Source organism: Halochromatium sp. (assembly GCF_054919635.1).
Genome location: NZ_JBUDPI010000134.1, coordinates 1 through 9084 on the forward strand (window position 1 = coordinate 1; position 9084 = coordinate 9084).

The window sequence follows — 9084 nt, forward strand, 5'->3', positions numbered from 1 at the left end:
AGGTCGCGTTCGCGGTGATCGCAACGACGGTGGTGCTGCTTGCGGTGATTACCCCGCTGGCCTTCCTCACAGGCGATTCGGGACGGCTGTTCAGCGAGTTCGCGGCTGGGCTCGGCGGCGCGCTCGGTCTCTCGAGCTTGATCGCGCTGACCATTGGGGTCACAGTGGCCTCGAAGCTCATCGATGCCAAGCGCATTCAGGCCGACCCGCTGCGCCGGCGCGTCGGCGGTCTATTCGAGCGCTTGAGCCAAGGCTATCTGCGCCTGCTCCACGCTGTGCTCAGAGCACGCTGGCTGGTCCTGCTGTTGGCGCTGCTGCTGGTCGGTGGGACCGGCTGGCTCTATCGCGAGCTACCACGCGAGCTTTCACCCCGGGAGGATCGCGGCGCCATCTTCATTCCGGTCGCGGCGCCTGAAGGGGCGACGATCGACGACATGATCGATGTCCTAGAGCAGATCGAAGCGGTATTGCAGCCTCTGACCGACGCGGACGGTCCCGGCAAGCACGTGATCTCGCTGGTGGCGCCGCGCAGCGCCGGCCAAGGTCCGGTCAACAGCGCCATCGTGATCCTCAGGCTCAAGCACTGGAGCCAGCGTGAGCAGAGCCAGTTTGCGGTCACGCGACAATTACTCCCCAAGCTCGGCGAGATCACCGGAGCCCAGGCGTTCGCGGTCAACCCGCCCAGCCTCGGCGGCGAAGGTCTGCAGCAGCCGGTGCAGATGGCCATCACTGGCCCCAGTCTCGACGAGGCCCATCGGCTGGCGCAGGAGGTCCTAAAGGAGGCCCGCAAGCTCCCTGGCATCGCGCAGGTACGGCTCGACTTCCAGCCCACTAATCCGCAGCTGCGCATCCAGATCGACCGCGACCGCGCCGCAGCGCTCGGCATCTCGCCGGCCGAGATCGGGCGCACATTGCAGATCCTGATGGGCGGCGAGGACGTCACCGATTTCTCGATCGATGCCGAGACCTACGAGGTCATGGTGCGTGCGGGCGCCGCAGATCGCAGCTCGCCGGAGGATCTGGGCAACGTCTATGTCCGCGCCGAAGACGGCTCGCTGGTCGCCCTCTCCGGCCTGATCGAGACCGAGCTGGTCGGACGCGCCGCCGAGCGTCTGCGGGTCGATCGGCTGCCAGCAGTGACGATCAAGGGCTCGCTCGCGGGCGGTGCCGCGCTTGGCGATGTGCTGGACCAGCTCGCCGAGCGGGCCCGCCCGCTGCTGCCCAAGGATGTGCAGATCAAATGGCTCTCGGTGAGTCAGGAGTATCAGCGCTCCGGTCGCGCCTTCCAGCTCGCCTTTCTGCTGGCGCTGACCATCGTGTTCCTCGTGCTGGCGGCGCAGTTCGAGAGCTTCGTCCAACCGGTCGTGCTCCTCGCCGGGGTGCCGCTGGCGTTGTTCGGCTCCCTGCTAGCGCTGCTCATCGGGGGCGGATCGATCAACATCTACAGCCAGATCGGCTTCATCCTGGTCATCGGCATCATGGCCAAGAACGCCATCCTGCTGGTCGAATTCATCAATCAGCTGCGCGATCGCGGCGAGGATCTGCGCGCGGCGGTCGAAGGCGCGGCACGAGTGCGCTTTCGCCCCATTCTGATGACCTCGATCGCAACCTTCTTCGGCGCCCTGCCACTGGCACTCGCCTTCGGCCCCGGCGCCGAGACGCGACGCATCATCGGGCTCGCCATCCTTGGCGGCGTGCTCGCCGCAACGCTGCTGACGCTGTTCTTGGTGCCGGTGCTCTATCTGGTGATCGCCAAGCGCACCCGTGCCCGCTCGGCGCTTGCCGATGAGCTCGCCGAGCAGCATGCCAAGGCCAAGACCTAGTCGCCCGCGGCCCACTGAGGCCAGCGACGCGAGTCGTTGGGGGCGGCGCGCTCGTCTCCAGCATATCGACAGCGTCGTTGGGGAAGTGCGGGGCAGAACACCCCGCGCCGAGGTGCATTTCAACCAGTCTTGGATGGCCCCGCAGCCCTTGCGGTGATCTGCCGGGCGCGCGAGCACTTGCCATCAGCCACTCACGACAGCAACAAGCGCCCCAGTCGGCGCGGCGAGCGCACTGGCACAGTGACTGCAACACCCACCGCAACAGCCACTGCAACAACCAACCCAACCAATGGAGCCTGATGATGCGCCATCTCACCACCACGGCTTTCGCGATCATCTTCGCCGCCAGTCCCGCCACCCAGCTGGCCGCCGATACCGAGCTCCCCGATGCTGTCGAGCGGATGCCCGGCTCAGACCTCTGGATCCAGTCCCGACTGATCACGGCCTACAGCCTCAACGAGCACCTCAACCCATTCGATATCCAGGTCGAGTCCGAGAATGGCATCGTCACCCTGGAGGGCCAGGTACCGAGCGAGGTTCAACATGACCTTGCCCTGCATCTCGCGCGCGACCTCGGCTCGGTGCGTCAGGTCAAGGATAAGCTTGAGGTCTCCCCCACCCAGTCCGAGAATGAGGAAAACCCGCTCTATCGGACGATCGAGGACGCGAACATCACCACCCGCGTCCAGCTGCAACTCCTTTGGAACAGTCAGACCGGTGGGCTCGACATCGATGCCAACACCAGCAACGGCACCGTGACCCTCTCAGGCACCGCTGGTAATGCCGCCGAGCGCCGGACCGCCGAGCGGATCGCGTTGAATACCCAAGGTGTGCGCGGGGTCGAGAACCGCATCGAGATCAAGCCCAAGGCATCCCCCTCGGATCAGCCCTCAAGGCTGCTCTCGCAAGGGCTCGATCAGATCACCGACGGCTGGATCACCACCCGCGTGATCGCCTCACTGAGATTCGATAGCGCGATCAAGGACAGCGACATCGACGTCAACACCAGCGACGGCGTCGTCTCGCTCACAGGCCAGGTCCGCGATGCAAAGCAGAAAAAGCTTGCCGGGAGCAAGGCGCGCAGCATCTACGGTGTCACCAAGGTCAACAACGAGCTTGAGATTGAGGGCTCTGCTTAGCCATCTAGCCCCCTCTAGCCCCCCTCTATCCATGATTCCGCGATGAAAAACGCATCGCAGGATGAGCAGTCTGGGGACTAGAGCTGTCCTGACAGGCCTGTCTGCTCACCTTCAGCCTGGGCTCCCTTCAGCCTAGGCTGATCTTCAGTGGGCTGGCTCAGTGGGCTGGCGCCAAGGGTAGCTCAAGGGTCGCGTGGTCCTGGCCCAGAACCAGTGCGCCCTCACTATCGCGCACGACGCGCTCGACGGCTCTGAGCATCAGCTGGTAATCGGCGCGCTCGGCGGGAATCGGCAATTCAGGCGCGCCTTCGCTCATCAGATGCAGGCTCAGTCGCTGAGCATCCTGATCCTGCTTGACGCTGAGCAATGGCACTTGCGCGCAGACCCCATTGCAGCTGTTGCCGACGCCGATCAGGCGCAACAGATGCACCAAGGCGGCTTGAAAGCCCTGCTCTTCGGCCAGCACGACCGCGGCATCCTCAGCCGATCGCGCTGCGCCCTCGAGATACATCGAGACACCGGCATCCACACGACCGCCGAACGCCAATACGACCTCTGCGGCGACCTTGGCGACATCGACCGGGCGCTTCGGCCCATCGGCAAAGCGATTTGAGCGGACGGTCTGGGTCAGGTTCATCGAGAGGGCCGAGACGGCATCGAGCACCCGTTGCAGACGCTCAGCCCGACCGGGCTCTTCTCCAAGCTCAAGCCGCAGCGTTTCCGAGACCAATTCGATCACGCTCAGCGGCGAGCGCAGACTGTGCGCCTGCTCACGCGCCTGCTCAGCGAGCAGCGAACGACGCTCCAACTCGGTCAGACGCTCATGATTCGGATCAAGCGTCGCCGAGATGACATTCTCGTCTTTGGTGTTGGAGCGGGGTCTCATGGTCATCAGCTTAGCGCCTCCTCGAACAGATCAACGACCGGTGGCAACAAGCCTATCCACTTGCCAGCAGCTTGCTCTGGTCTGAGCTTGCTCTAGTCTGAGCTTGCTCTGGTCGGAATCATAAGCATACGTTGGGCCATGATGAACCTAGGCTGGGTCAACTCGCTGTCAGTCGCGTTGAGCGCATGCTGGCGACTCTTGCTGCTGCTGTCCATCCGGCCCCGTGGCGCACTGCCGCCGCCACCGCTCTCCTCGCATCTCGACGCAACGGGTGTCTGGGTGATTTGCTGCCATATCGGGTCTCTTGCACCAGTCGCGAATGGAGCAGGCGGCGACCATCGCCTGCAGGACCCGCATCGGTTATCGTCGTCATTCCGACGACCGACAGCCAGGATCGCGAGGATGAAGTCCCTGACCCTGAAGCTCCGAGGCGGTTCCAAGACGATCGCAAGTATTGCGTGGCCCCGTCAATCCAACCACCGGTTGAGCGGATCGAGTCTCCACCGAGTTGGGCTGGATCGATTTGGGCTGCATCAACGGAAGCTGAATCGACTGGGAGCCGCGCCGCTATGACCGAGCGCGCTGCAAGCACCTTGATGCGGGCTGCGCGGCTGCACGTCGTGCTCGGTACCCTGGGACGGCTGCTCTTGGTGCTCGCGGCCCTCTCTGTCCCCCCGGCACTCGCCGCCTGGAGTCAGGCGAGCCATGAGCTGGCGCTTCGGCTCGCGGTAACGGCCAGCGTCTTGGTGCTCGTGGGTTGGCCGGTCTCGCGGCTGCGCCCGCTCAACACGGGCGAAAACGACATCCAATGGAACGAAGCGCTCGCGGTGACGGGGCTGGCCTTCCTGATCGCAGCCTTGGTCATGGTCTGGCCCTTGACTGGGGCGGGCCTCAGTGGGATCGACGCGATGCTGGAAGCGACCTCCGGCATCACCACAACCGGTCTCACCGTGCTAAGAGGTCTCGACCAGACCGACCCAGCCATGCTCTTCCTGCGCGCCTGGATGCAATGGTACGGCGGTCTCGGGATCGCCGTGCTCACGGTTGCGCTCATCATGCGGCATCACGCCAGCGCCCGCCGACTGCTCGAGACCACCGGCGAGCAGCTCACCGACGCCGGCGCTCGCGGCCATGCCCGGCGTGTCTTTGCGGTCTATCTCGCACTGACCTTGATTGGGATTGCCGCGGTCTGGATGACCGGCCTGGCGCCTGTGGACGCCCTGCTCTATGCCCTCCCCGCGGTCGCAACCGGTGGCTTTGCGCCTTCCGACCAGAGTCTGGCTGGACTCCCCGCTGCCACGATCGCGACGCTCTCGCTGATCACCGTCGCCTCGGCGATCAGCCTACCGCTCTATGCCAGGCTGCCCCACCGTGGCCTGCGCTCGCTCAGGCATGAGCCAGAGCTGATCGCGCTGCTCGGCGCGATCTTGGTCACAGCGCTGCTGCTCAGTGCCATCGCATCGCTGAGCATCGGTCTGCCCTGGCCACAGGCACTGGCCCAGGGCTTTGCACTCGGCGTCTCGGCGCAGACCGACACCGGTTTCAGCACCACTGAGGTCGCCGACTTGCCTGCGACCTCGCAGGTGGTTCTGATGATCTCGATGAGCATCGGCGGCTGTACTGGATCGACCGCGGGTGGCATCAAGCTCATTCGGTTGCTGATCATCATGCGACTGGTCCAGCTTGCGCTGCGCCGTACCGCGATCGCCGAGCGCGCTGTGCTGCAAGCGCAGGTCGGCGGTGCGCGCATCGAGCCCTCAATGGTCACCGCGACACTGCAGCTCATGGCCTTCTGGGCCATGGTGCTGCTGGCCTCCTGGCTCGCCTTCCTGGCGTTTGGACAGCCACCCCTTGCGAGTCTATTCGAGGTGGTTTCTGCAACCGCAAACGCCGGCCTCTCGGTTGGGCTGACCAGCCCTGAGCTGCCCCCGGCGCTGAAGCTGGTGCTCTGCGCCGACATGCTGTTTGGCCGGGTGGAGGTGCTAGCGCTGCTCGTCGTGCTCTACCCGCCGACCTGGCTTGCACGCAAACGCAACCCTTAACCAGAGTGATAACGCCATGAGAGCCGCATTCATCGGCAGCAATTCGCTGACCTTATCGACCGCCGAGCTGTTGCTCGAGGACGGTCACCAGGTGATTATCATCGAGCGCGATCGCAACCGAATCAACGACCTATCCGAGCGCTTCGATGCCGGATTCGTGCACGGCGACGGTACCATGCCGGATGTCCTACGCGATGCCGAGCCCGAGAATACTGATGTCCTCTTCTGCCTGATGGAGAGCGATCAGACCAATATCCTGGCCGGGCTCATCGGCCGCTCACTCGGCTTCGCCCGCGTGGTGCCGCGCGTGAATGATCCGCAGTTCCAGCGGATTGCCGCGGAGCTCGGGCTTGAGGACAGTGTCATGCCCAATCGGGCGGTCGCCGCCCATCTGAAACAGCTGCTCTCGGGAGGCAAGTCGCTGGAGCTCTCCTCGGTCATCCGCGGTGACGCGGCGATCTTCAGCCTTACCGTTGAAGACGCCGAGAAGGGGCCGATCGATGAGCTCGATCTGCCAGAGCGCACCTGGGTCGTCTGCCTCTACCGCAAGGAGCAGCTCTATCTGCCGCAAGAGGTCAAGACGCTCAAGCCGGGCGACGAGGTCATCTTGATAACCAGCCACCAGCAGCTCCCGAAGCTCGAGCAGCGCTTCGAGCGCAGCGAGGCTGGTGATCAGATGAAGGCGGATTGACTGGATACGAATCCGATCCGCCTGCCGGTGAAGGACCTGTATGCGATGGCCCCCAATGGCTGCCGACTGATCGCGGCAGATGTCGAGGCGGAGATTCCGTGCGCATTGAGACCGCGGCGCGGAATCGGCTTCATAGTTGCTTAACACAACGCGTCCGGAAATGACTCACCCTGAGCCTGTCAGCCTGAGCCTGTCAGCGCTGCAACCGCAGCCAGCCAGCATCAACCCAACGACGGAGACAGCCATGAGATTCACGACAGCCACCGCACTCAGATTATCCTTGGCCACGGCACTGAGCCTATCCGCGCTCGGCCCACTCGGCCCAGTGCTTGCCCAGGACAGCGCACAGCCGGGAGCCGGCATGCGCGGTCCGATGAGCTTCACCGAGCTCGACCGCAACGATGACGGCATCGTCACCGAAGAGGAACTCAACCAGGCGCGCTCAGAGCGCCGCGCGGCCCGCTCCGAAGCCGGCGCACCGATGCGCGGAATGCCCAATGCGCCGTCGTTCAGCGACATCGACCAGAACGGCGATGGCCAGCTCACGATTGAGGAGTTTGCTGACTTTCGAGCCCAACGCATGGGCAGCGGCGCCATGAGACCAGGCTCTGGAATGGGCGCTGCCGGCATGGGCGGAGCCGGACGGGGACCTGGCATGGGACGGATGGGCGGACAGATGCCAACGTTCTCGTCCTTCGATGCCGATGGCGACGGCCTGATCAGCAAGGACGAACTCGAGAAAGGCCGGGCCGAGCGCATCAAGGAACGCTCGCAGCAGGGCTATCAGATGCGCAATCTCGCCAATGCACCCTCGTTTGAGGCCATCGATCAAGACGGCGACGGCCAGATCGACGAGCAGGAATTCCAGAGCGCTCAGATGCAGCATCGCCGGATGATGCAGCCCTAACGCCCAATGGCTGAGTCGCATGAACACGCCGAGCAGAGACCCGGTCCCGTTTGCCATTGGCAGGCGGGGCCAGGGTCGATCATCGCCGAGCACGCACAGGCGCTCACCCGCATCGATGCCATCGCGGACGACATCCTGCGCATCCGGGTTGCGCCGGCTGGTCGGCTTGCGCCAAGTCACAGCTGGCAGGGGCGTCCAGCGCCCGTCGACGGCCGAATCGCCGTCGAGGAGCAAGCGCCCGTCTTGCGCCTCGACACCGGCGCCATGCAGGCTGCGCTCGATCTCGAGACAGGGTCTGTTACGCTGACCGACGCCAACGGCGAGCCCTATGCGAGTGACCTGAGCCCAGTGCACTGGCGTCGGCTGGAGCGGCGGGAGCTTTCTGATATCGCGCCAGCCCTTGCGCCTGCGCTTGGCCCAGCATCCAGCTCAGCGCCTAACCCAGGGCCCAACCCAACCGGTCCCGAGCCACAAATCGACAGCGTCGAGGGCGCCAACAGCACCACAGCCGCCGGGCAGACGATGACCGGCCTCTGGCTGCAGAAGGCACTGCACTGGCAGGAGGGCCTTTTCGGGTGCGGCCAACGCTTCGGCGCGCTCAATCGTCGTGGACAACGGCTCGGACACTGGACCACCGACATCAACTCGCCGGGTCTGGGCGTGGTCGACGGCTGTCTGTACCAATCGCACCCAGTGCTGCTCGCGCTGCGCCCCGGCCTCGCGTGGGGCCTGATGCTCGGCTCGAGCGGCTACAGCCACTTCGATCTCGGTGCCGAGCAGCCCGATGCGCTGGGTCTCTTCAGCCTGGGCGGCGAGCTCGACTATTACCTCTTCGCCGGCCCCACCCCGGCCGCCGTCGTCGAGCAGATCACCAGGCTGACCGGTCGGCCAGCCTTGCCGCCGCTCTGGGCACTCGGCTATCACCAATCGCGCTGGGGCTACCGCAGCGATAACGAGATCCAGGCGATAGCCAACGCCTTCCGCGGTCGTCGCATCCCAATCGACGCGATCCATCTCGATATCGACTATATGAACGGCTTCCGCGTCTTCAGCTGGAGCCCCGAGCGCTTTCCGAACCCACGTGCCACCATCGAGGCTTTGCATCGGCAGGACATCCATGCGGTGACCATCATTGATCCCGGCGTCAAGCGCGAGGCCGGGATCGATGCAACGCGCCTTGGCGATCATTTCATTCGCCACCCAAACGGCGACCTGTTCACCGGTTACGTTTGGCCCGGCGCATCGCTGTTTCCAGACTTCTGCCGCACGCCGACGCGGCGCTGGTGGGGCGATCTGCACGCCGGTCTAGTCGATGTCGGCGTTGATGGCATCTGGTGCGACATGAACGAGCCGGCGATTGTCGATCGCCCCTTCGAGGTGCCAGGCTCCACCGCGCTTTCGATTCCATTGCAGGCACCGCAAGGCGACGACGCCGAGACCTGCCACGCCGAGGCCCATAATCTCTATGGAACCCTGATGGCACGGGCACCCTATGAGAGCCTGCAGCGGCTGCGGCCGCACCGCCGACCTTGGGTACTGACTCGATCCGCCAGCATCGGCGCCCAACGCTGGGCCGTCAGCTGGATGGGCGACAAC

At 64.7% G+C, this 9084-nt stretch carries 7 protein-coding genes; 6 read left to right on the plus strand and 1 reads right to left on the minus strand.

All coding sequences use genetic code 11. The annotated features are described in order from the left end of the window. Together ACY693_RS09825 and ACY693_RS09830 are read left to right on the plus strand one after the other, a co-directional pair. On the plus strand, positions 1-1823 hold a 1823-nt coding region (locus tag ACY693_RS09825), incomplete at its 5' end, for an efflux RND transporter permease subunit (protein ID WP_462321649.1). Positions 1824-2125: 302 nt separating this feature from the next. Then, entirely contained in the window at positions 2126-2962 is an 837-nt protein-coding gene (locus ACY693_RS09830; RefSeq protein WP_462321650.1) for a BON domain-containing protein, read from the plus strand. A 157-nt stretch (positions 2963-3119) separates the two neighbouring features. Here ACY693_RS09830 and ACY693_RS09835 read toward each other — a convergent pair whose 3' ends face one another. Next, entirely contained in the window at positions 3120-3854 is a 735-nt protein-coding gene (locus ACY693_RS09835) for a histidine kinase (RefSeq protein WP_462321651.1), read from the minus strand. 563 nt (positions 3855-4417) lie between these two features. Between ACY693_RS09835 and ACY693_RS09840 the strand changes: the two genes are divergently transcribed. From ACY693_RS09840 to ACY693_RS09855, 4 genes are all read left to right on the plus strand, one after another. Beyond that, entirely contained in the window at positions 4418-5890 is a 1473-nt protein-coding gene (locus ACY693_RS09840; RefSeq protein WP_462321652.1) for a TrkH family potassium uptake protein, read from the plus strand. Between the two features lie 16 nt (positions 5891-5906). After that, entirely contained in the window at positions 5907-6581 is a 675-nt protein-coding gene (locus tag ACY693_RS09845; protein WP_462321653.1) for a potassium channel family protein, read from the plus strand. Between the two features lie 244 nt (positions 6582-6825). Then, a complete protein-coding gene (locus tag ACY693_RS09850) occupies positions 6826-7488 on the plus strand; it encodes an EF-hand domain-containing protein (RefSeq protein WP_462321654.1) in 663 nt (220 codons plus the stop codon). Positions 7489-7494: 6 nt separating this feature from the next. Beyond that, positions 7495-9084: TIM-barrel domain-containing protein (locus tag ACY693_RS09855; RefSeq protein ID WP_462321655.1), on the plus strand; the 1590-nt coding region annotated here is incomplete at its 3' end.

Excerpts from the sequence above, each read along its gene's own strand:
- ACY693_RS09830 (WP_462321650.1), top strand. The coding sequence starts at position 2,126 with ATGCGCCATCTCACCACCACGGCTTTCGCGATCATCTTCGCCGCCAGT.
- ACY693_RS09835 (WP_462321651.1), bottom strand. The coding sequence starts at position 3,854 with ATGACCATGAGACCCCGCTCCAACACCAAAGACGAGAATGTCATCTCG.
- ACY693_RS09840 (WP_462321652.1), top strand. The coding sequence starts at position 4,418 with ATGACCGAGCGCGCTGCAAGCACCTTGATGCGGGCTGCGCGGCTGCAC.
- ACY693_RS09845 (WP_462321653.1), top strand. The coding sequence starts at position 5,907 with ATGAGAGCCGCATTCATCGGCAGCAATTCGCTGACCTTATCGACCGCC.
- ACY693_RS09850 (WP_462321654.1), top strand. The coding sequence starts at position 6,826 with ATGAGATTCACGACAGCCACCGCACTCAGATTATCCTTGGCCACGGCA.